We start from the raw sequence: 22,272 nt of genomic DNA, 5'->3' as shown, positions 1-22,272 counted from the left end.
TTTGCGACGTTCAGTACATGACAAGCAAGCAGGATCAGGTCCTTCGTGTTCCGTCTGTGTGTTCACACACCAGTGTGACCTGTCCGCCAGACCTGAGTTGGACCTCTTTAGTGCCTGGATCTGAGCGCGTCGATGATTGTCGCGGCGTCGGCCTCGAGTGGGGTGCAGACGATGACGTGGTGCCCGTCGATGACGGCGGTGTGGATCTTCCGGAGCCGCTGACGAACCACCGTCATCACCTGCTCAGTTCGTCGATGAGTTGCACCGCAATCGCTGGATCCCGCCGGCGCGGAAGTCCTCGACAGTTCATTGATCGCCGAGTTCGTCGAACGTGAGAGTATCGGGGGCCGAGCATCTCGGCGTCACCGATCACGACTGCGGCGGCTGCACCGCGGCGATCGCTGCGTCAAGTGTCGCAATCTGTGTCCGCACGCGGTCCGCGTTGTGCCGGAACCGTGGATCGGAACAGTGCTGCTCGCCGACTTGATGGAGGGCCTGGAAGACCTTAGCCAGCGCACTCCGGAGATCGAGAACTAAATGGTTCTGAATGACTTCGGTGCTCAGCAGCCGGTCGACCTGCGCGAAGGCGGTGTCGAGGTCGCCGGTATGGAGCAGCGCGGTGATTTCGAGAGCGTCGAGGGCGATGGCGTCGTTGAGTGAGCTGTCGATTGCGCGCAATTGCTGCAGAGCAGCGAGTACCGCGCCATAGTCGCCGTGCTCAATGCGCGTATTCATCTGCCGCATAAGCCATTCTGGGCTTACTCCCTTGTTGGGGTCTCGTTCGGCAATCTCGCCCATTGCGGCAGCGACCCCGGCGAGCATGGAGTTCTCGCGGTATTCCTGTTCTCGCGTCACCATCTGAACCGACAGGTGAGCGGTTCTGTAGACCGCCGCTTTGGTGGACGGCTTTTCGCGGCCTTCGAGGATCTCCATCAATCCGAGCACGCGCCCGGCGATCTGAAACAGCGGCTGTGGCGCTACGGAGGCCCGAGACATGTCCGTCAGCATGTTGCCCGCGTGGATCATGGCGAGGACCTGGGCCCACTCCTCATTCGGAAAGTGCCGGAGATAGTGAACAACCAACCGGTTCTGTAATTTGATGGCTTGATCGAGTCGGGCGGTATTGCCGTAGCAGTTTGCCAACTCGCCCATCACCCCGGCCTTCGCTGTCAGGTACACCCTGTCGTGCTGAGTTGACAGGCTGCTTAGTGGCTCCTGGGAGTCGAGATACTCGATGAGTGTTTCGGCATGGATTCTGAGTTGCTCGAGGGCGAGGAACGAGCCCGTGGTGCGCATCAGTCCCAACCATGGGATCAAGTGGCCGAGAAGTACTGTCACCGCATTCTGCACTGCGCCGGGCGGTGCAGACGCCACGTACTGCGTACGCAGAATCTCGTTGATCAGCGGATGGATCTGAATGCAGTCGGCGCTGAGGTTCTCGCTGCCTGCGTGTGCGGAGGCCAGAACGCGGTGCGCGATCGTTTGAGTCCGCAGCAGGCTTACGATCGCACGCATCTGGTGTGGATCGGCGGCGGAGGGGGCCGGAAGACGCGCCATGTCGATCGTGATCGGGTCAGACGTCGCGGGGATCATCAGATTGAGTGGGATCATTTCCGGCGCAAGGAAAGAAGCGGTGTGCATCAATATCCTCGCGTTGCGGGTATAGGGAGAGTTACTGTCGGCACCGATTTGATTGACTGCTGTGGTCACTGCCGCAAACGCGGTCCGATTGAAACCCGGCGGGATCGCGAGAGTGTCGTCAAGAGCGTCGAGCGTCGCGAAGTAGGTGGGGGCGAGCTCGGCGAGGTCGCTGTCGGCGTTGCGGAAGTAGAGGCCTGCCATGCTGATCGCGAGCGGTATCGACCCGAGCCGATCGACGATCGCTTGAATCGTTGCCGCGACCGCGGGAACGTCGGCGTCATTGATTCCCGCGTAGCTGGCAAAGCACATCATCGCCTCGGCGGAATCGAAGGGCCCGACCTCGCGGACATGTGCAGTCGGCCACCAACCCGTGCTGTTGGTCGTCGTTACCAGGACAGCGCCATGCCCTAGCGTTGGTACGAATCGCTCGATCTCTCGACGCCCTGGCGCCGCGTCGAACACCACCAACCACGGGCCTCGTTGCGCGCCAAGCGCCCTAGAGAACAAGTTCACCGGATCAGTCACCGCGTCTTCAGGGGTGTCGGTGAGCCTGGCGGCGTACTCACGGATCTGCGCGAGCAGTAGGCCGTCGTCTCGGGCATCTAGCCACAGCACATGCTCGTAACGATTGTGGTTGAGATGGCAAAAGTCAGTCGCAAGTATCGACTTCCCGATCCCGGTGTGTCCGGTCAGCACGACGACCGGCGGTGTGCGGTCGTCGATATCCAGCTGCGCGCCAATATCGTTGAGGACGTCGAGTCTTGGCACCGGCGATTTCACGTTCGGGATCCGAGACTCGGGATTGCCCCAGTCGAATCCGCCCACAGCGTGCGCTATCTGCGCATCGCGCATAGTCAGCACCGCCAGTAGTTCGTCACCACTGATACGGTTTGGTTGATGACCTGCTGCGGCCTCAAAGATTCTGTGTCGCAACAAGACACCGACCAGTCTGCTCGAAACGATTCCCTGACTCCGAGCGTTGTCGCGCCGGAAGGCGCGAACGAGATCCTCGTAGATCGCCTCAAGATCGGCAACGTTCTTGGTGATGAGGATTGGTCGTTCTGACGCGGCCTGAGCATCTGCTCCGCCTGTCCAGCGGACGGCCGACCCCACAGGATCGTCGACTGCCGTGCTGCACTGTGCCGACAGACTTGGCGCGAGATGACGATTCGTAATTAGCAGCGAGGCACCGGTGTCGCCGAGCGTTTCGAGACGCTCGAACACTCGGTTCGCCTCCGCGGGCGCTAGTGTACGGTCGGCTGGGCGTCGGGATGCCTTCACTTGAACCGATCGATACACCACACCATCGACCAGGACCGCGAAGTCCACGATGTCGTCGTCAGGCACGTCCGATTCGATCGCGCCAGGCGGCTCGACGACCAACGTCACGGTGCGCGGATCGATCTCCGTGGTGCACAACAAGTTGAGTACGTAGGCCGCTGTTGCCAGATACTGAAAGCTGAACCCGAACGCTGCGGCGGTACCGCCACTATCTACCACGTCTTTCCCTCACTTGTCACGCGCAATGGCAACTGCAACTATGCTCCATTGGACTGCCTCATCGCGGGGTGCCCCAACGGCCCGAGAATGGATTCGAGCGACACCGTGTTCAGCCCGAAAACAATTTCTTCTCGGCGAGATGCTCTTCGACTCTGAACGCCGATGACCTTCTGTATCTGCAGAGAATTCAATAGCAGTAGGCGAAGCTGTCTGGCGGCACCTCGATCTTGCCTAGGCGAGCGACGGCCGTCGCGGCCACTACAATTTCCGAACATCTTCGGGCTTAAAGTAGTCCACGAAGGACCTGCCCAAATCGATCCACTGTTGCACGGTTACATCCGTGGTGGCGTGGTGGTCGAGCGCTTCTCCGACAGTCCGGTCGTAGTTGATGTATGGCTTGCACCACCTGTCGAGTTTCCAGGCTGCGTATCCGCCTGCTCGTCGTTCAGACTTGTCGAGACCGATCCAGAAGAGGTTTCCTGGATGATTACCGTTGACATTTGGGAAGCGTCTCGCCGCTGGCCAGTTTCGCCATGCGCGGTTGAATGCGAACTCCAGTGACATCTTGTTACTTGTCACGGCGTCGACGTCCTGCGCGAGCACACCGAGTGCCATGCCGATCACGATGGCCTTGACCTGCTGGTCTTTCGTCTGTGCCATGCCAAGACTCGTCTCTCGTCGATTAGCGGTGTCGGTCTGCGTTTAGGAAACGGTCAATCACGTTGTCGCTCACGACGGCGGCTCCTGCACTGCCGAGGTAGGCACACGTGATGCCGCGACCTCGTACAAGCTGACGGGCAGCCCCGAACCAGCCAAGAATGACTCTTCGTCGACTCCTGCCTCGCGAAGGACTTCACGGGCGCGCGGGAGCATCGAAGGCATCTCTAATGACGAGATCCGTCCAGGCTCGGCGCGCCGCCAACCATTCTGCGACATGCGGATTACCGCGTTGCGGTACGAAACATCGCCCATGACTCCAAGCGCACGAGCCCGGTACAGCAACGCCGCGAGGCTGACACCCCAGTATTCCTTGAGATCTGCAAGTTGCGCCCAAGCCTTGCCTGCCATCGAGGCAGGAAGGAAAGCTGCGATTTCCTCGGCTGGCATAAGGAACTCCGACGCGAATCGATTGGCCTGCTCCTCTGCGACCTTGCCGCCGGGTTCCGCGTCGTGATGCATGATCAGGTGCCCGAGTTCGTGAGCAACATCGAAGCGCTGCCGGTAGTAGTCGTCTTTCACTGGGTTCAGGACGATGATCGGACGAGTTGCTGAGTGCAGCGAGTAGGCATCGATGGCGGCCACACCCGGCTCGCTGAACACCACAACCACACCGCGACGCTCAACAAGGCGTACGACGTGTTGCACTGGCCCTGGCGGAATACCGAAGTACTTCCGCGACGCCCGGGCCGCCTCTTCGGGCGTTCTCACACATTCATCCGGGTCAGTTGGAAGGTCTGGGAGCAGAGCGTCAGGAAACTCGACGGCGTTCTCCAGCATCCCTGCGACCTCGGCAACGAACCGGCCATATGCTTCCGCCTCGTCCTGCGCGATCTGGGGTGTCGAGCGCAGCGAACGGAAATTTGGCTTGTCCGTTTTCGGTGGAGCGCCACCCGCGAAGAACTGCGGTTCGACCTGCAGAGCAAGTGCCAGTTTCGCGACCGTCGCTCGATTTGGTTGCTTGGCGCCACTTTCCCATGCGGTCACCGAGGCAGGCGACATCTTGATGAGGGTTGCGAGGTGAGACTTCTTGAGTCCCTTGAGCTGACGCGCCATGGTGAGGCGCTCGCCGTTGAAGAACGAGGCGGCAGCCGCGAGCGTCTGAGACCGACGACGTACCTCAGCCACCCGTTACGCCCGATCCTTCGCCCGCCCCAGCAGGCTTGATCCGCACTGGGACATCCTCTACGTCCGGTGAGGCGCCGCGGCTGGGCATGGTGGGCGCGGCAGGCAGGCCGGGTCCGCCGGCCGGAGTGCCACCGGCAAGCAGCAGAATCTTCCAGTGCCAGCAAGAATCGTCTGCGTACGCTGGGTTCTTGCTCTGGCCTAGGTAGAGCTCGAACTGCTTAGTCGTCGGGTTAAATGCATGTGCCGCAATGAGTGTCACACCATCGAAGTCGTCGTTCGGGATGCCGGGGATCACTTCGAGGCCGAGTTCTTCTTTGGTGAACAGACTGCCATCTTCAAGGAACAGTTGGTCGGCGACATGCTTCTTCGCATCGCTGCGCTGCCCCCACTTGATCTTGTCGATTTTCCCGAATGGATACGACTGAAGCAGAACCCGGTAGCCTTCGATCGCCCAGCCCGGCGACTGCTCGAAGTCCCGGCGCACGACCGCGCCCGCCGGAAGTCTCGGCATCGAACCGAAAGCGCCCGGTGTGATACCACGTTTGAGCACGTCCTCACCGAGACCGTCGAGGCCGTCCCCCAGCTTGAATCGACCGTTCGACGTCGCACGATCTACCAGGTCCTTGTAGTGCGTGAAGTTGACGTAGCCGACGAAACCCTGGCCGTGGCCCTGGTCTTCGTCATAGAGCTCATCTGTCGCCATGAATGCCACAGGCGCCGCCCAGGTCAGGACATCTATGAGGCCCGAAGCCCTGAGGCTGTTGATTGCATCGGTTTCAGCGGTCATATATAGATGTTATCCCACATCAGTATATAACGTGCTTATTTTTACCCTCAGCGTGTCGTAGTGGCCTAGCATTTCCTCGACATCCGAGGGTGCCGGCTTGCACTGACGTTCACCGCTGCGATAGCGCACAGTGGCCCCTGACGGTTTCGGTCGCTCCGACTGTCACTGCAGACCGGGACCGTTGGCGACGCGTCATCCATCGACCCGGACCGAAGTTGCGCGACCTAGCGCGTCAGGTTTCATCGGAGCCGCTACCGGTTCTCCGAACCGCCCGACCATTGCGCTCAACGAACTCCCCTCGATTCTCAAACGTCGGAAGCAGCTTCTGTTGCTCAGCGAAGAACTGCGCAAGCGACTCACGCAGGATTGGCGGCGCGGCGTCGACTGCCATCTGCGCCAGATGGGATCGCAGGTACTCGACCATGTCCCAACCCCGCCTGTGTTCGGCTTGACCCATCGGCGCACCGGGGTGTCGTTCGTCGACGAACTCCTTCAGTGCGACTGGCAGTGGCTGACGTCCGTTTCTCCCGAGCGGGTGGATGTTGCGCCACCTCTTCAGCAGAGCGAACACGTCAACGCCGCGTTCTGCCAATCCGTCAAGCATGAGTAGGTCGCGGAAGGTCAGCACCGCCGGAACGTGCACCCTATAAAAGCGAGGGTTGTCGTTGTACTTCACGACGAGCGGCAAGCTTTCAGCAAACATCAAGTTCTCGACTGTCAGCTCACTTGGCATGCCTGCGTCAGGCACAACCACGACCGGAACAAACCTCGTCCTGCTCGTCAGAGGAACCTCTGGACTTTCCCACCCCTTCGCCATGAACTGGTCGACAGTGCTGAGCAGCTGCTGGAACTTGGTTGAGGTGAAACGGTCGCGGATCTCTGTTTGCAACTGTTCTATTGTGGCGGTGCCCTCTGCGAACGATTGCGGAAGACTTCGCATGTTTGCGTCGACCAGAAGACAGCCGTGTTCACGGAACACCGCGAAGTCGCATACCTTTGGCTCCGTAGCCTTACTGGTGCGCCACGCGTCCTTCATCTCAGCTTCTTCAATGAGCACCGTCTTGCCCGACTGGTCATGCTCACAGATCCGCGTGAGAACGTCGCCGACTCGCTCCTCGAAGATGTCCCGCATCGCGTCCTCATAGTGTTTGGCCTTCTTCTTGTCTTCGCCTCGCAAGGTGAAGGCGGACTCCAGGAAGAGGTGGTCACCAAAGATCCGCTGAATCACAAACTGAAACCTGATCGGGATCAGCGTCCCGTCGTCGAGCCGCACGAACGGATGTTGTTGCATTTGGTAGCGCGTCCACAGCAACGACTTGTCGTTGCGCTGCTGCTGCAACGCGTCCCGCAGCGCAACGAGCGAGATGCTGCAATGGTCGACGAGAAACTTCAGGGGTTTTGATGGTAGACGGTCACGTTCGAAGAGGTCAGGGTCGAAGCGTGTGACGCCTTCGTGCTTCCACAGGTTGTAGAACAGCCACCCTAGCGCCAGAAAGTCATCGAGCTCGACGCCCATTACCTCTGTCCACTGCTCGGACGGCCCCGCGGCGAGATCGCTCAATGACCTGGCCGACGTGCGCTCCGACCAGCCCCTGTGCCAGGTTGCATGTGCAGTGCCAGCGACCAGCTCGAGCGGATCGGGGTAAAGCAGCGAGGTCTGCATGAGCCGATTCAGCGTCATCTCGCCGAACGCCGGACCGAACTGCGTGGGATCAGCCGGCATAGCAGACTCATGAGTTTCGGCCGACAGGCTCAGGAACACGGCTAACAGCTCGTCGTGCGTCGGTGCGTCCTCCCCGTCCATATCGGCATGGACGATCACCTCTTTGATCGCGAGGAACAGCGGTACAGGGTGCAGGACTGCGTGCCCAGCAGTCAGTTTGCGCGTTGTCTGCGATCTCGCGGGCTCGCTCACTTCAGACAAGAAGTCGAGTACTACGTCGTCATCACTGTTGGTCATGCGGGACAGATCCAGGTCCGCAAACATTCGTGACAGCCACTCGAACGTAGGCACGACACCGACCCGCTTCCAGAGGCGCCGCCGCGCATGCTCGTCGAGGTGCTGGATCGCCTCGACTTCATCCGATCGGACGACATGAGGGCTACCGTCATCCATACGAAACAGTTCTTCCAAGTCCACGAGGTCATCATGACGCACGGGTCCGACAAGCACGGCCGACCACCAGGGCAGAATTGACTTCAGATCACGGCACTGCTTGAACGTTCGCCACTGATTGTGGCAACGATCCAGGCCTTACGTCTTCACTTGAGATGGCGAATTGCAGGTCAGAGTGCCGCAGTCTGCCACTCCCCTTGGCCGTTCACAATCATCATCATCATTGTGAACCGTCACCCGATGCGGCCTGGTTGGTTGGCGAATCGCCAGACTACTCGGCGGATGTTGCCCGTCGAATTGGCGAATGATGTGCGACCCGCTGACAGCCGCTCCCGACAGCACGCAAGTCAGCCCTTAATCTTCTTTGGATGTCACTGAAAAACCCTTCCCGACGCCCCGCCCCTATACCCTGCTAATCGTCACTGTGACGTTTTAGGGTTTGCCGTGTAGTCGGTCGTGTCGGGTGTGACAATCTTTCAGCTGGCGATCGGCGGGGTCCCACCCAGGACGCGTATGCCTACCGCTTCAGCAGTTGTGGATAGAGCTCCTCGACGGGCCGACTCAGGCCTGCTTTGACTTGAATGCTCAAGTCGTCGGCGAGCACCTCGTACTGACCTGCCTCAGTGGCCTCGAAGACTTGTCGGACCAGATCGGCCGGGTCTACTTTCGGGGCCGCAGCGTGCGCAGCCATGGCTGTGTCGACATAGCCCACGTGGACGCCGACGACGTGGACTCCCGACGGAGCGAGTTCGAGCCGGAGTGCGTTCGTTGCGGACCACAGTGCCGCTTTCGGAACGCTGTAGACACCCATGGTCGCGTACCACGCCAGTAGCGAGTGAACGTCGATGAGGGTGGCGTCTCCTTGAGCTGACAGGGCCGGGGCGAATGCCCGGGCCACTGCCAACGGACCGAAGAAGTTCGTCTCCATGACCGCACGGAGTTCGTCATCGTCGATGTCGATGAGACTGGTGGTCGACGGCGCGATCCCGGCGTTGTTGACCAGGATCGATACGTCCGTAGCCGCCTCCGCCGCGGCGCGGATCGACGCGACGTCGGAGACGTCGAGCTTCAGCGGAACAATGCGATCGTCACCCCAGGCCTTAGGGCTGCGAGCGGAGGCATAGACCTTCGTTGCGCCACGGGACAGTGCCTCCTGGACGAAATGCGTGCCGATACCTCCGTTAGCGCCGGTGACGAGAACGACGGCGCCGTCAAGTGAGGTCATGGTTCAGTTCTCCTGTCTGGTGCTGGGCACCACGGTCGTCAGGGTTGGGTAATCGGTGTAGCCGGCGGCACCGCCGCCGTAGACAGTCGCAGGGTCGAGGTCGTTGAACGGCGCGTCGGAACGCAATCGCTCGACGACGTCCGGGTTGGCTAGCGCGAAACGCCCAAACGGCGCGTGGTCCTCGGAGATCGCCGACGGTGCGACCGGTGTTCGGTGATCGGTGTCCAGAGTGATTCATTGGTCATGGTGGTGGCCTTGTCTGTGATGAGTTCAGGGAAGCCGGACGCCGGCGAGTTGGTGGGCTTGGGCGACGACGGTGCCCGCGCTGTCACGAATGGTGCAGGTTTCGTCGCCTTTCCCTCCCTGAATGAGGGTGGTGTCGATGACGAGTTGCAGCGGCCCCGCGACCGGAACCGCCCGGATGTACGTGGACATGGTCAGTGTCGGCACCCAGCCGGAGAAGGCGACGTCATAGGTCGCCGGCGGCATGACATCGGCGGCGAAGAGAAGAGACACCGAATCGAACTCCTCGCCGGCGGGCAAAGCGATCCAGCCGCGGAGTTCTCCGATACCTTGTGGCTCGCCGTCGTAGAACCTCAACGAGGCCGGTTCCATACGCAGATCGATCTGATGCATCAAGGTAGCCGGGACCTGTTCAAGGTCCGGCGCGTGCGGGACGCACTCCTCGTATGCGGCGCCGGCAGGCTGCAGGCGCGTTGACTGCCACCTGGGCGACTCCACGGGATCGGGCAGCACACCGAGAATGACGAGGGCCTCGACCTTGGGCTCCCCGCCCTGAGACAGGGTGACCCGCACCTGCGTGGTCGACTTTCCCGCTCGCAGAACCACGGTGTCGATGTCGGCGTCGCCGGGACCAGGCGCGGCCAGGAAGTGGGTGCTGGCGGCGAGTACGTGTTCCCGATCTGCGGCGTCCAGCGCGGCGCGCGCCATCGTGGCCTGAAGGTAGCCGCCGTTCGGGTTGCCTCCGAAACCCCACAGCGGTTCAATATCGGCACGGTAGCGTCCCGGGAAGACCCGGGACACGGCGGAAATCTCCGAGAAGGCAGCCGTCGCGGTCGTGTTCACTGCACTCACCGGCGCCCATCCTTGTCCGTGGGGCGCACTCGCAGCTCGACGTCGTCGGACGTCAGTGGGTGCCCGGCACGGCAACGCACCTCCACCTCTGCGGGCTCTCCGCACCCAGCGTGAACGGATTCGACGCCAGAGCGAAGCCGACCGTGTTTGATACCCCACTCGAATAGGCCGATGATCACCGGCATCAGGTCGGTGCCGGCGGCGGTGAGGATGTAGTCCTGCCTGGCCCTCTCCCCCTGTTCCTGGTATCGGCGACGCTCCAGCAAGCCTGCCGCAGTCAGTGCTTTCAGATGTGAGGCAGCCGTTGCTGATGACATGCCGACTCGGTCCATGAAGTCCTCGAAGCGGCTCGTCCCATAGAACGCCTCACGCATGATCAGCATCGCGTTGCGCGACCCGACCACCTTCATCGTCTGCTCGATCGGGCACCGTCCTGCCGTGCTCCACGACGAGCGATCGGCCAGTGTCTCCTCGAATCGCATCGGGGCACCTCCATTTGACTTTACCAATCTAAAGTTAGGTCATAGCCTTAGTTTATGCAACTAAAGTCAGCAGGTCGTTGTGGTCGGGTTGAGTGCGATGTGAGCGCAAGTGCCCGCTGGTGCGCCATGGCCGTCATCTGTATCGGCGCCATGATGTCCTTCGTCAATGTGTCGGCGACGATCGGTGCCCTGACCGATATTCAGCGGGACCTGCACGCGTCCTCCGCCGAGGTGGTCTGGGTGTCGAGCGCCTACAGCCTTGTGATCGCCGGTGGAATTCTCACCGCGGGAACCCTCAGCGACCTGTTCGGGCGGCGCCGGATCTTCATCACCGGAGCGTCGCTGTTCCTCGTCGGCAGCATCATCGCCTCACTGTCGTCGACGCCGTTGACACTCATCGGGGCACAAGTCGTGATGGGCCTGGGCGGAGCGATGATCCTTCCCGCCGGCCTATCGATCGTCAGCAGACTCTTCGTCGACCCCCATCAGCGAACCGAGGCCGTCTCACTGTGGGCCACCAGCTCGGGCCTGGGGCTGGTCGTCGGGCCAGTGGGCGCCGGCCTCCTGCTCGCACATTTCGGCTGGAACACAGTGTTCATGATCAACCTAGCGCTCAGCGTGGTCACTGTCGCGGGTGCGGTCGCGTTCCTTCCGGAGAGCCGAAGCGTGGGGCGACGGATCGACCCCGGCGGAATCATCCTGGCCACCCTCGGAATGTTCGCCTTGGTGTACGCCATCATCGAAGGCAAGCACCTTGGATACGCGTCACTGCCCATTCTGGTGACCTTCGCCGTCGCGATCGGCTTGATCGCGGCGTTCGTCGTCTACGAACTCCGCGTCGACGATCCGATGCTCGATATGCGGCTGTTCACCTCAGCGTCGTTCTCCACGGTCATGGGCGTAGCCGTCGTCACGATGCTCGCCTTCACCGGGATGGGTTTCATGGGCGTGTTCTACCTGATGCAGGGACAGAACTTCAGCGCCCTGCGTGCGAGTGCGGTCATGCTTGCGATGTTCGTCCCGTTCTTGATCGTCAGTCCCCTGTCGGCACAACTGGTCCGCTTCACCGGATTCAAACGCCTCCTCAGCGCAGGGCTGAGCATCATGGGAATCGGGTTTCTTCTGCTCCTGCTCGTGGAGTCCGACTTCACCATCGTGGCGGCGTGGCCGGGCCTGGTCTTGATCGGGCTAGGCGCCGGCCTGCTCCTCGCGCCGTCTACGGCAGCGGCGGTACTCAGCGTCGATCACGAACGACAGGGTATGGCCAGCGCAGCGGTCAACATGTTTCGGCAACTCGGCAACGTCCTCGGAACCAGTGTCCTCGGGACTGTACTCACCGCCGGCTATGCGCAGCACCTGGAGAATCGGCTACGTGGTGACGGATTGAACGCCGATTCCGCGAGTGAAGTCGTTCACGATGTGGAACAGGGTTCACAGACCCAGAACCAGTCACCCCATCTCACGCAACTGCTCGACCACAATGTTCCGGCAGCATTCACCGACTCCCTCCATGTAGGCGTCGTCATCGCAGCGGTCGTCGTATTCCTCGCGGTCATTCCGACCGCCATGTTCATCGATCATCGACCAGGCCCGAAGCATGACGAGGTAGCTGAGTAGAAGGCCCCACCTACTGTTTCGATCCCGGCGGCACGATCGGCGACAGTCGCGGCAAGCACCTCCGAGTAGGGCAAGATACGTCGCAATTCAGCACGCCGTCCGATTGACGGCAGCACCGATGGGCTTGGTAGGCGGCGAATGTCAGACGTTGCCGTCCTCGGCGGTAATGGTCGCGAACATGTCAGCGAGCAGGCCTTGAAGATCTGGGTGAATTACGTTCAGCTCTTTGCGCGGGGCGCGACATTCTGCAGCCGGAGCTTTCCCTGCGCGAGCTCCTTTCCGTCGCTCGCTCGGGTGATGGTCACTTCCCACAGCTGCTGAGTGCTGCCCTGGAACAGAGGGACGGCCACCACGTCCGCGCGTCCGTCATAGGCGCCGCGGAGGAAGTCCGTTCCATTGTGCACACCCACGGCGATCTGCCCCTTGTCGGCGACGGCCATGCTCGCCCCGATGCTGGCGGCTGACTCGACCGCGGTCAGAAAGACACCTCCGTGGACCACACCCCAGGGCGTGTGATGCTGGGGTCCGAGATCGATATGGCCGGCCACCCGCTCGGCCGAAGCCTCATCGACGTGGAGCCCGGCCGCCTTGAGGAAGTCACTCGCGGCGTCGAGGGAGGTATCAGGGTGGGACATTGCTTCTCCTTGTGTTAGACGACCGGTCTGGCCGGGTGAGTTGCGCGGCCTATCAATGACTGTCGGTGAGCCGTCCAGCGGACCGTGTCGATGCGACGACATCCATCAACGCGTCTCGCGATCCGCCGTGCGCACTCGCAGTTCGACGTCTTCGGAGGACAGCAGATGCCCGGCACGGCAACGCACCTCCACCTCCGCCGGTTCGCCGCATCCGACGTGGACGGACTCGACCCCGGATCGACGCTGACCATGCTTGCTGCCCCACTCGAACAGACCGATGATCACAGGCATGAGGTCGCTACCGGCGTCGGTGAGGACGTACTCCTGCCGGACCCTCTCCCCCTCCTCCTGGTAGGGCCGTCGCTCGAGCAAATCCGCGGCTGTCAGTGCTTTCAGGTTCGAGGCAGCCGTCGCCGACGACATGCCGACGCGATTCATGAAGTCCTCGTAGCGCGTCGTCCCATAGAACGCCTCACGCATGATCAACATCGCGTTGCGCGAGCCGACCACCTTCATCGTCTGCTCGATCGGGCAGCGCCCTGCCGTGCTCCACGATGACCGGTCGGCCAGCGCCTCCTCGAAACGCATCACGCTACCTCCATCTGACTTTACTTCTATAAAGCTATATCTCCCGATTAGTTCATGCAACTGAAGCCAGTGGATCATCACGACAAGACGAGCGCCCGGCGGGTCCGACAGAGCGATGGAGGCCCGCGGGACACCGGACACGAATCAGCAATAACGCGTAGGGCTTCCGTGCGACACCAGACCGCACCGCCCAGTTGCCGGCAACCTTCAGCGCGACACGGTCACCGACCGTCGACGTCGGCTTCCGAGAATCGCGCCGCAACCGCGCGGCGCTCCCTGAGGTGCTCCGGATATCCCGGACCGATCGAGGCCTTGAGGTCGTCGGCACTGACCGGCTCATGACATTCCGAGCAGACCACGACCGGCTCCATCTGCGCGCCGCAGGTGGTGTGCGTGAGGACCACCGGAACTCCGGCGTCGTCCACCGCCCACTTGTCGCCCCACGCGTTGATCGCCGCCATCACAGGGAAGAAATCGCGACCCTTCTCCGTGAGCACGTACTCATGCCGGGTCGGCTCCCGCTGGTACACCTCACGCGTCACGATGCCGGCGCCGACGAGCTTGTCGAGCCGGTCCGCCAGCGTCGTCCGCGGGATCGACAGCACGCCGACGAACTGCTCGAAGCGCGTCTGGCCGTAGAACAACTCGCGCAGCACGAGCAGCGTCCACCGGTCGCCCATCACGTCGACGGTCCGCGCGACGGAGCACGGCCACTGATCGAATGGAACACGCGTCATACCTGTGACTATATCAGTCCAGTTATCACACTGACTCGGATGCTCTGGGTGCGCCGCCAGCCGGAGCACTGAGGCACAGACACCGGCGCGGGTGTGCGGCGTATCCGTGAGCCGCGGTCACGCGGCGGCCTCCAGGTGCAGCAGCGCCGTCTTCGCCTCGAGGCCGCCGATGTAGCCGCCCAGCGAGCCGTCGGTCCGCAGCACCCGGTGGCAGGGCACCACCACCGGCAGCGGATTCGTCGCACAGGCCGTCCCGACGGCTCGCACCGCTTTCGGATTCCCGACCAACTCGGCCATCTCCCGGTAGCTGCGGGTCTGCCCGTAGCCGATCTCCGGCAGATGTTCCTGAACCAGCCTGCGGAAGCCCCTCGAGAGGGACAGGTCCAGCGGTACGTCGAACCCGCGGCGCCGGCCCGAGAAGTACTCGTCGAGCTCGCGCGCCACGGCATCGAGGCGCGACGGTGCGCGCAGGATGCGCGGGCTGACCTTCTCGGCGAGCGAGGCGAGCACCCGGTCGTGGTCCTCCACCGCGAACGCCACCCGGACCAGACCGGCCGGTGTCGCCGCCAGCAGCAACTCCCCCACCGGAGAATCGACGGTGGTGTACGCGAGGTCGAGCAGCTCGTGCGCCGCGGCATCGGTTTCGAGCCGGCGATGCAGCCGGGCCAGCTGCTCGGCCGTGATCGGTGCGCTCACGGCCGCCACCGCATCGTGTTCGGGATGGTTCATCACTGTGCTCCTTTCGCAGCCGCGCCCGGGTAGGTCCGTCGCAGCTTCTTCAGGCCGTCGGCCGATGCCCGGCGGGCGGCGTCGGCGCTGCCGCCCACGACGGCCGCGATCTCCGCATACGACATACCGCCCAGGTAGCGGAGGGTGATCGCGCTCCGTTGCCGATCCGGAAGCCGCCCGACGTGCTCCCATACCGGATCGTCGACCCGACCCGGGAGCCCCAGCTCCGTCGGCGCCTCGGGCAGTTCCTCAGCGGGAATCGGGTTGCGACGGGCGGCGCGGTGGATGTCGACGGCCTTGCGCCGGGCGATGGTGACCAGCCACGCCTCCACATTCGCCGACGCCGGAAGCTCCGGATAGCCGCGCATCGCCGCCAGGAACGTCTCCGACCAGGCGTCGTCGGCGTCGTGCAGCCCGAGCACGGCCCGGCACACCCGTAGGACGGTCGCGCCGTACTGCTCCACGACGGTCTCGAAGGTCGGCTTCATCTCAGGTGCCGTTCTCGCTGCCGGCGCCGGTGTCCGACGGCGGTCGAACCACCTCGGGGTCCCGCCTGGTCATCGTCGTCAACTCCTCGCCGGTTCTCTGCTCATGCACTGTAGACGCGTCGCACCGGCCGAACGTGAGATGCCGATCGCCGGCCGAGCAATCCGGCGACGCAACCGACCGATACCTCAAGTCAGTGACAGCCACCGCGCGCCGCGCTCGAGCATCAGGTAGGTGAGCCAGGCGAGACCGGCGGCCAATGCGGCCGGCACCACCCAGAACCCCGCGACGGCGGCGATCAGCGCGGCACCGATCTGGCGGCCCCACAGCGGCGCGGCCACGAAGATCAGCAGCAGTGCAGCGGTCAGCAGCGCGGCCGGGTGCAGGCCGGGCAGTGGCCAGCCGAACACGAAACTTCCTGCGGCCCAGATGAATCCCGTGATACCGGCCACGCTCAACAGCAGCCAGCACACGATGCTGGCCCGGCGCAGCCCACCGGCGGCCCACCGGGTCCGCAGCGCCACCCCGGCCCACATGATCCACCGCTTGAGCCACGGCACGTCCGAGGTGCGCATCATCTCGCGGAAGAATCGGTCGGCCAGCACATCACTGCCCAGCGCACCGCCGTTGGTCCGCTCGGTGATGAGTTCGTCGTGGATCAGTGCAGCCAGCGAGTGCCGACCGTAGGAGTTCTCGAACCAGCGCAGGAACCGCGGGATCGACGCCAGGTCCGTCGGATTGTCCAGGTGCGGGGTGAAGCTGCGCGCCCGGTCGACGGCGCCACGCGCCGCCGCGTGATCCCACCCGTCACGCCGCAGCGCGGCGATCAGCGCCTCCTCGACGGCAGGCTGCTCGTAGCGAAACGCATTCCGCACCACGAAGTGCCGCTGATCGATCTGTGCGATGGCCACCTCGCCGGCGCGGTCGTCCACGACGAAGCCGGACGTGGGAACGACGATCCACGGCCGCCACCCCTCAGCAGAGCCCATCGCGCACCTCGTTCCGGTCAGCCGCCCGTGGCGAGTCGCCGTTCCAGGCCCCGGACGAGTACGTCCAGACCGAACTCGAACTCCTGATCGTGGTCGACGATCGAGAGCGCCTCCGCCGACTCCATCACATTGTGCAGCCCGGCGGCGTCGATCTCGCCGATCCTCTCGTGGATGCCGCCGAGGTTCCGGTCGGCGAAGGTCGGCCCGATCGATGCCTCTCGCAGCACCGTGCCGACGAGGAAGGCGAAGACGCTGCGGAACGCGAAGACCGCCTCGTCGGGACCGAATCCGGCGGTGCGCAGGACCCCCAGGGCGTCGTCGGTCAGAGTCAGCCCGGTCATCGTCCGGATCGGCCGGGTGAGCAGCAGGACCGCCACCTGCGGCTCGGCGGCACCCTGCCCTTCCTGTCCCACCGACTGGGCGTGATCTCCCGGTCCGCACCGGGGAGGCTGTGGCCGGAGAACGCCGCACGCCCCTCCCTCCTCGAAACCGACGACCTGGTCGGCAGCTTCTTCTACGACACCGCACTGAGCGCCTCGAAGGCGGCGATGAGCGCAGTGACTGCGGTGACCGATCGCTCGCACGTCGTATTCGGCTCGGATTGGCCGTTCAGCGCGCTGACCTTCACCGGCAGGGGTGATCCGGCTCCGGGCCTCAGCGAGGTCTTCACCGCGAGTCAGCGACGCGAGGTCGAGCGGCTCAATCCGCTCCGGCAGCTCCCGCGCCTCGCCGCCCGGCTGACTTGAGCCGAGCTGCGAGCGGCGTATACCCCTACTGCCCGGCGGCCCGCCGCGGAAGCTCGTCCGACGCAGCGACCTCGGCCCAGATGCCGTCGAGCGACAGACCCAGTTCGTCCGCCACCGCGGCGACGGTCGAGAACGACGGCGTCGCCACTCTGCCGGTCTCGATCTTCCGGAGCGTCTCCGGCGATACGCCGGCGGCGACCGCGACGTCGAGGATGGACCGCTCGGCTCGCGCGATGCGCAGCAGGGCGCCCAGCCGTTGCCCCCGGGCGATCTCATCGGGCCGGAGCGGAAGTCTCACCATGCCCCCATTCTAGTACCGGTATTTAATAACCGGTATTGTTATTTGCATGATTGAGATTCTCAGCCGCCGGCAGCTCGACCGGGCCCGGCAGACCGGACACCTCGTCGGCGACATCCTCCGGTCGCTCCGGCAGCGGGCCGAGGTCGGCACATCCCTGCTCGACCTGGACCGCTGGACCGGCGAGATGATCCGCGACGCCGGCGCGGAATCCTGCTACCTGGACTATGCGCCGTCCTTCGGTCGCGGACCGTTCGGCCACTACGTCTGCACCTCCGTCAACGACGCGGTACTGCACGGCAAACCGCACGGCTACGCGCTGGCCGACGGAGACCTGCTCACCCTCGATCTGGCGGTCCGGCTGCACGGCGTGGCCGCCGATGCCGCCGTCAGCTTCGTGGTCGGTTCCTCCGCCGATGCCGAGGACCTGCGGCTGATCGCCACCACCGAACAGGCACTGGCCGCCGGCATCGCCGCACTCGCTCCCGGCGGCCGGCTCGGTGACGTCTCCGCGGCGATCGGCGCCGTCCTGACCGCAGCGGGCTATCCCGTCAACCTCGAATTCGGCGGTCACGGCATCGGCAGCAACATGCACCAGGATCCGCACGTGGCCAATGCCGGCCGTCCCGGCCGCGGGCTTCGACTGCGTCCCGGACTCGTCCTGGCCCTCGAACCCTGGGCGATGATCGACACCGATCGGCTGATCACCGACGACGACGGCTGGACACTGCGCAGCGCGACCGGCTGCCGGACCGCACACTCCGAACACACCGTCGCTGTCACCGACAGCGGCGCCGAAGTGCTCACCGGGCCGTCCTGAGGGCCGTCCGCCTCTGGACAGCCGTCGTACACTGGAGGTAGTCGATCAGCCCACACGGCCTCCCAGCCCACCGGGGCCGCGCGTGCGACGCGAAAGGCGGCACTGACGATGAGCGACGATACTTTCGGCACCCGTGAACAGCTCGACGTGGCCGGCACGTCCTACCGGATCCACCGGCTCGACCGGATCGAGGGTTCGGCCCGACTCCCCTACAGTCTCAAGGTCCTGCTGGAGAACCTGCTACGCAACGAGGACGGCCGCCTGGTGACACCGGCCCAGATCGAGGCCCTGCGGGACTGGGATCCGGCCTCCGACCACAATCCGGAGATCCAGTACACCCCGGCGCGGGTGCTGATGCAGGACTTCACCGGCGTCCCCTGTGTGGTGGATCTGGTCGCGATGCGCGATGCGATGACCGCCCTGGGCGGCGATCCGTCGACGATCAACCCGCAGATCCCCGCCGAACTCGTCATCGATCACTCGGTGATCGCCGACGCCTTCGGCGGTCCGGACGCCTTCGGGATCAACGCGCAGCTCGAGTTCGACCGCAACAAGGAGCGCTACCAGCTGCTGCGCTGGGGACAGCAGTCCTTCGACGACTTCTCCGTGGTTCCACCGGACACCGGGATCTGCCACCAGGTCAACCTCGAATACCTCGCCCGGGTCGTCTTCACCCGTGAACGCGACGGTCACCTGGAGGCCTACCCGGACACCCTCGTCGGCACCGACTCGCACACCCCGATGGTCAACGGTCTGGGCGTCCTCGGCTGGGGCGTGGGCGGTATCGAAGCCGAAGCGGCCATGCTGGGCCAGCCGATGAGCATGCTCATCCCGCAGGTCGTCGGTATCCGGCTGAGCGGCGAACTGCCCGAGGGCACCACCGCCACCGACCTGGTACTGACGGTCGCGGAACTCCTGCGCGGCATCGGCGTGGTGGGAAAGTTCGTCGAGTTCTTCGGTCCCGGCGTGGCCAACGTCCCCCTCGCGACCCGCGCGACGATCGGCAACATGAGCCCCGAATACGGCTCCACCGCAACGATGTTCCCCATCGACGACGAAACCCTCGACTACCTCCGGCTCACCGGCCGCAGCCCCGACCGGATCGCGCTCGTCGAAGCCTACGCCCGCGAGCAGGGGCTCTGGCACGACCCGGCACACCTGCCCGATTTCTCCCGGATCGTCGATCTGGACCTGGCGGCGGTGGAGCCCTCCATCGCCGGACCGCGCCGCCCGCAGGACCGGATACCGCTCGGCGATGCCCCTCGCGCCGTCCTCGGTCTGCTCGCCGGCGAGCAGGACCAGGCGCGTTCGGGCCGGGCCGGGCTGGACACCGCGGCCGCGGACTCCTTTCCGGCCAGCGATCCGATCGCGCTCGGCTCGGGCGACGGCGACGACGAACCGCCCCACCGGATCACCGCCGCAGAGCTCACTGCGAACGAACGCCTCGGCTGGCCCAGCGACCCCGCACAGGTGGTGATCGACGGCCGCCGGGCCATCGTCGACCACGGCGACGTAGTGATCGCGGCCATCACCTCGTGCACCAACACCTCCAACCCGGCCGTCATGCTCGGCGCCGCGCTGCTGGCCAAGAAGGCCGTCGAACGCGGTCTGCACACCCGCCCGTGGGTCAAGACCACCCTCGCCCCAGGGTCCCGGGTGGTCACCGACTACTTCGAACGCTCGGGCCTGACCCCCTACCTCGACCGGCTCGGCTTCGATCTGGTGGGCTACGGCTGCACCACCTGCATCGGCAACTCGGGTCCGCTGATCCCCGAGGTGAGTGCGGCCGTCGGTGACAACGACCTGAACGTCTCGGCCGTGCTCTCGGGCAACCGCAACTTCGAGGGCCGCATCCATCCCGAGGTGAAGATGAACTTCCTGGCCTCACCGCCGCTGGTGATCGCGTACGCGCTCGCCGGCAGCCTGCACACCGACCTGCTGACCGAACCGCTGGGCACCGGCGATGACGGCGGCCCGGTGTATCTGCGCGACATCTGGCCCACCGGCGCGGAGATCAAGCAGGCCGTGGATGCGAACGTCGAAGCCCGGATGTTCACCGACGGCTACGCCGACGTCTACGCCGGTGACGACAACTGGCGGGGTATGAGCGTCCCCGACGGCGCCGTCTACGACTGGGACGAGACCTCGACCTACATCCAGCGGCCGCCCTACTTCGACGACATGGACCGCCGGCCCGCCCCCGTCGACGACATCACCGGGGCGCGAGTGCTGGCCCGGCTCGGCGACTCGGTGACCACCGATCACATCTCGCCGGCCGGCGCGATCCGCGCCGACAGTCCGGCCGGGCGCTACCTCACCGAACACGGGACGTCGCGCAAGGACTTCAACTCGTACGGATCGCGCCGCGGCAACCACCACGTGATGATCCGCGGAACCTTCGCCAACGTCCGGCTGCGCAACCAGCTGGTCCCCGGCGTCGAGGGCGGCGTCACCGCCCACTGGCCCGACGGGGAGCAGCTGAGCATCTACGACGCCGCCACCGCCTACCGGCGCGAGCAGGTGCCGCTGATCGTGATCGCCGGCAAGGACTACGGTTCGGGGTCCTCGCGTGACTGGGCCGCCAAGGGCACCCGGCTGCTGGGGGTGCGCGCAGTGCTGGCCGAATCCTTCGAACGCATTCACCGCTCCAACCTCATCGGAATGGGCGTGCTGCCGCTGCAGTTCCCCGCCGGGCAGTCCGCGGCCTCCCTGGGCCTCGACGGCGACGAGATCTACTCGATCACCGGCATCGCCGACGGCGACGGCGTGGCCGACGAGGTCACCGTCGGCGTCGAGAAGGACGGGCGCTCCCGCGAATTCCGGGCCACCGTCCGGATCGACACCCCGGCCGAGGCCGCCTACTACCTCCACGACGGGATCCTCCCGTACGTGCTCCGCACCCTGCTGGCGGCCTGAGAACCGGCGCCGGCGACGAGAGGAGAAGATCATGGCACCCCACCGTGGCCTCGATGCCGCCCGCCTCCGCCTCATCGGCACGATCGTCGTCGCCGCCGCCCTCGCGGGCACAGCGTCGGCCGTCGGCGCCGGTCAGGCCGCCGCCCGGGTCGAGCCCGGCACGTACACGTCCACCACCCGATCCGGCGGAGTGGTGCTGCTGCAGCGGGTCGGGCGCGTCCAGGGCGGCGACCTGGTGCTGATCGGCCGGTACCGGATCCACCCCACGGCGCGCGGCGGCTACGTCGACTTCTTCCCCGGCCATCGGGTCTTCATGAACCGCGACGGACACGGCGGTTACCGCGGCCCGGCCTACCTCGGCGGAACGGTGATCGGCTCGTTCACGCTGACCCCGCGCCGCTGACTGCGCCGGCAGTGCGCACCGGCCGGTCGGGGCATCCAGCTGATCAGGGCATCCGGCCGATCAGGGTCTCGCCGTCCACGGGCCTGCGGACGCCCGTCGCATCGGGGCGCCCGCCCACATAGAGCCAGCCGAGCAGGTCCTCGTTCTCGGTCAGTCCGTGTGCGCGAGCCACCTCGGGCTCGCGCACCAGAGCGCCGGTACGCCACATGACACCGTATCCGGCCTCGTCGAGCAGCAGACTCAGCGCGTGCGCCACCCCGGCCGCGACCGCGTCCTGCTCCCAGTCGGGCACCTTCCTGCTGGCCTTGCGGCTGACCACGATCGCGATCAGCAGCGGTGCGCGCAGCGGTTTGGACGACGGCCCGTCGCCGGCCGCCCGACCGAGCGCCTCCCCGAGCCGCACCCGGTCGTCGCCGCGCAGTTCGATCAGCCGCCACGGGCGCAGAGCGGCGTGATCGGCCACCCCGGCCGCGGCCGCGACCAGAGCGGTGAGCTCCTCGTGGGTGGGAGCGTCGTCGGACACCTTGGACCAGGAGCGGCGGGCGAGCATGGCGTCGCGGACAGGTTGAGCGGGCACGGTCTCCAGCCTATCGGTCCGCGGCGGCCCCCGAATCGGG

At 64.8% G+C, this 22,272-nt stretch carries 23 protein-coding genes; 5 read left to right on the top strand and 18 right to left on the bottom strand.

Features of this window, described 5'->3' with window-relative positions; translation table 11 throughout:
- Window positions 1-107: 107 nt before the first annotated feature.
- From ACJMNC_RS10930 to ACJMNC_RS10890, 9 genes are all read right to left on the bottom strand, one after another.
- Window positions 108-236, bottom strand: coding sequence for a hypothetical protein (locus tag ACJMNC_RS10930; RefSeq protein WP_408947973.1), 129 nt, complete (start codon window positions 234-236; stop codon window positions 108-110).
- Window positions 237-369: 133 nt separating this feature from the next.
- Window positions 370-3,141, bottom strand: a complete 2,772-nt coding sequence (locus ACJMNC_RS10925) for a hypothetical protein (protein WP_408947972.1) — start codon at window positions 3,139-3,141, stop codon at window positions 370-372.
- Between the two features lie 258 nt (window positions 3,142-3,399).
- On the bottom strand, window positions 3,400-3,801 hold the full coding sequence (locus ACJMNC_RS10920) for a hypothetical protein (protein ID WP_408947971.1): 402 nt from the start codon (window positions 3,799-3,801) through the stop codon (window positions 3,400-3,402).
- Between the two features lie 69 nt (window positions 3,802-3,870).
- Window positions 3,871-4,986: a helix-turn-helix domain-containing protein gene (locus ACJMNC_RS10915; protein ID WP_408947970.1), complete on the bottom strand. Its 1,116-nt coding sequence runs from the start codon at window positions 4,984-4,986 to the stop codon at window positions 3,871-3,873.
- The gene (locus tag ACJMNC_RS10910) at window positions 4,979-5,773 is read right to left on the bottom strand and encodes a hypothetical protein (RefSeq protein WP_408947969.1); all 795 of its coding nucleotides are present in this window, start codon (window positions 5,771-5,773) and stop codon (window positions 4,979-4,981) included. The genes ACJMNC_RS10915 and ACJMNC_RS10910 overlap by 8 nt, the downstream gene beginning before the upstream one ends.
- Before the next feature lie 232 nt (window positions 5,774-6,005).
- Window positions 6,006-7,913, bottom strand: coding sequence for a hypothetical protein (locus ACJMNC_RS10905; RefSeq protein WP_408947968.1), 1,908 nt, complete (start codon window positions 7,911-7,913; stop codon window positions 6,006-6,008).
- Between the two features lie 493 nt (window positions 7,914-8,406).
- Window positions 8,407-9,114: an SDR family oxidoreductase gene (locus tag ACJMNC_RS10900; RefSeq protein ID WP_408947967.1), complete on the bottom strand. Its 708-nt coding sequence runs from the start codon at window positions 9,112-9,114 to the stop codon at window positions 8,407-8,409.
- Between the two features lie 270 nt (window positions 9,115-9,384).
- Window positions 9,385-10,209 (bottom strand): thioesterase family protein, encoded by an 825-nt coding sequence (locus ACJMNC_RS10895; RefSeq protein ID WP_408947966.1) that lies wholly within the window; start codon window positions 10,207-10,209, stop codon window positions 9,385-9,387.
- Window positions 10,206-10,691 (bottom strand): winged helix-turn-helix transcriptional regulator, encoded by a 486-nt coding sequence (locus tag ACJMNC_RS10890; protein ID WP_408947965.1) that lies wholly within the window; start codon window positions 10,689-10,691, stop codon window positions 10,206-10,208. Before ACJMNC_RS10890 ends, ACJMNC_RS10895 begins: the two co-directional genes overlap by 4 nt.
- 99 nt (window positions 10,692-10,790) lie before the next feature.
- Between ACJMNC_RS10890 and ACJMNC_RS10885 the strand changes: the two genes are divergently transcribed.
- Window positions 10,791-12,308 (top strand): MFS transporter, encoded by a 1,518-nt coding sequence (locus tag ACJMNC_RS10885; protein ID WP_408947964.1) that lies wholly within the window; start codon window positions 10,791-10,793, stop codon window positions 12,306-12,308.
- Between the two features lie 218 nt (window positions 12,309-12,526).
- Here ACJMNC_RS10885 and ACJMNC_RS10880 read toward each other — a convergent pair whose 3' ends face one another.
- From ACJMNC_RS10880 to ACJMNC_RS10850, 7 genes are all read right to left on the bottom strand, one after another.
- The gene (locus ACJMNC_RS10880; protein WP_408947963.1) at window positions 12,527-12,943 is read right to left on the bottom strand and encodes a PaaI family thioesterase; all 417 of its coding nucleotides are present in this window, start codon (window positions 12,941-12,943) and stop codon (window positions 12,527-12,529) included.
- 105 nt (window positions 12,944-13,048) lie between these two features.
- Window positions 13,049-13,531: a winged helix-turn-helix transcriptional regulator gene (locus ACJMNC_RS10875; protein WP_408947994.1), complete on the bottom strand. Its 483-nt coding sequence runs from the start codon at window positions 13,529-13,531 to the stop codon at window positions 13,049-13,051.
- 221 nt (window positions 13,532-13,752) lie between these two features.
- Entirely contained in the window at window positions 13,753-14,211 is a 459-nt protein-coding gene (locus tag ACJMNC_RS10870; RefSeq protein ID WP_408947962.1) for a winged helix-turn-helix transcriptional regulator, read from the bottom strand.
- 174 nt (window positions 14,212-14,385) lie between these two features.
- Window positions 14,386-14,997, bottom strand: a complete 612-nt coding sequence (locus ACJMNC_RS10865; protein WP_408947961.1) for a methylated-DNA--[protein]-cysteine S-methyltransferase — start codon at window positions 14,995-14,997, stop codon at window positions 14,386-14,388.
- Entirely contained in the window at window positions 14,997-15,485 is a 489-nt protein-coding gene (locus ACJMNC_RS10860) for an RNA polymerase sigma factor (RefSeq protein ID WP_408947960.1), read from the bottom strand. The genes ACJMNC_RS10865 and ACJMNC_RS10860 overlap by 1 nt, the downstream gene beginning before the upstream one ends.
- 186 nt (window positions 15,486-15,671) lie before the next feature.
- On the bottom strand, window positions 15,672-16,472 hold the full coding sequence (locus ACJMNC_RS10855; protein ID WP_408947959.1) for a DUF1353 domain-containing protein: 801 nt from the start codon (window positions 16,470-16,472) through the stop codon (window positions 15,672-15,674).
- A gap of 17 nt (window positions 16,473-16,489) precedes the next feature.
- Window positions 16,490-16,885 (bottom strand): TetR/AcrR family transcriptional regulator C-terminal domain-containing protein, encoded by a 396-nt coding sequence (locus ACJMNC_RS10850; protein WP_408947958.1) that lies wholly within the window; start codon window positions 16,883-16,885, stop codon window positions 16,490-16,492.
- A 9-nt stretch (window positions 16,886-16,894) separates the two neighbouring features.
- On the opposite strand from ACJMNC_RS10850, the gene ACJMNC_RS10845 reads away from it, so the two are divergent.
- Complete coding sequence (locus tag ACJMNC_RS10845) at window positions 16,895-17,218, top strand: hypothetical protein (protein WP_408947957.1); 324 nt, start codon at window positions 16,895-16,897, stop codon at window positions 17,216-17,218.
- 25 nt (window positions 17,219-17,243) lie between these two features.
- Here ACJMNC_RS10845 and ACJMNC_RS10840 read toward each other — a convergent pair whose 3' ends face one another.
- Window positions 17,244-17,519, bottom strand: coding sequence for a helix-turn-helix transcriptional regulator (locus ACJMNC_RS10840; protein WP_408947956.1), 276 nt, complete (start codon window positions 17,517-17,519; stop codon window positions 17,244-17,246).
- 46 nt (window positions 17,520-17,565) lie between these two features.
- Between ACJMNC_RS10840 and map the strand changes: the two genes are divergently transcribed.
- The 3 genes from map to ACJMNC_RS10825 all read left to right on the top strand — a co-directional run bounded on the left by map (window position 17,566) and on the right by ACJMNC_RS10825 (window position 21,655).
- The gene (gene map / locus ACJMNC_RS10835; protein WP_408947955.1) at window positions 17,566-18,336 is read left to right on the top strand and encodes a type I methionyl aminopeptidase; all 771 of its coding nucleotides are present in this window, start codon (window positions 17,566-17,568) and stop codon (window positions 18,334-18,336) included.
- Window positions 18,337-18,444: 108 nt separating this feature from the next.
- On the top strand, window positions 18,445-21,252 hold the full coding sequence (locus tag ACJMNC_RS10830) for an aconitate hydratase (RefSeq protein ID WP_408947954.1): 2,808 nt from the start codon (window positions 18,445-18,447) through the stop codon (window positions 21,250-21,252).
- Window positions 21,253-21,283: 31 nt separating this feature from the next.
- The gene (locus ACJMNC_RS10825; RefSeq protein WP_408947953.1) at window positions 21,284-21,655 is read left to right on the top strand and encodes a hypothetical protein; all 372 of its coding nucleotides are present in this window, start codon (window positions 21,284-21,286) and stop codon (window positions 21,653-21,655) included.
- A gap of 43 nt (window positions 21,656-21,698) precedes the next feature.
- Here ACJMNC_RS10825 and ACJMNC_RS10820 read toward each other — a convergent pair whose 3' ends face one another.
- Entirely contained in the window at window positions 21,699-22,232 is a 534-nt protein-coding gene (locus tag ACJMNC_RS10820) for a nitroreductase family protein (RefSeq protein ID WP_408947952.1), read from the bottom strand.
- Window positions 22,233-22,272 lie beyond the last annotated feature (40 nt).

It is taken from the genome of Gordonia sp. VNK21, assembly GCF_046098115.1.
Classification (GTDB): Bacteria; Actinomycetota; Actinomycetes; order Mycobacteriales; family Mycobacteriaceae; genus Gordonia.
Note: the sequence above shows the minus strand (reverse complement) of the source record. Positions and strands in the feature narration are given on the sequence as shown.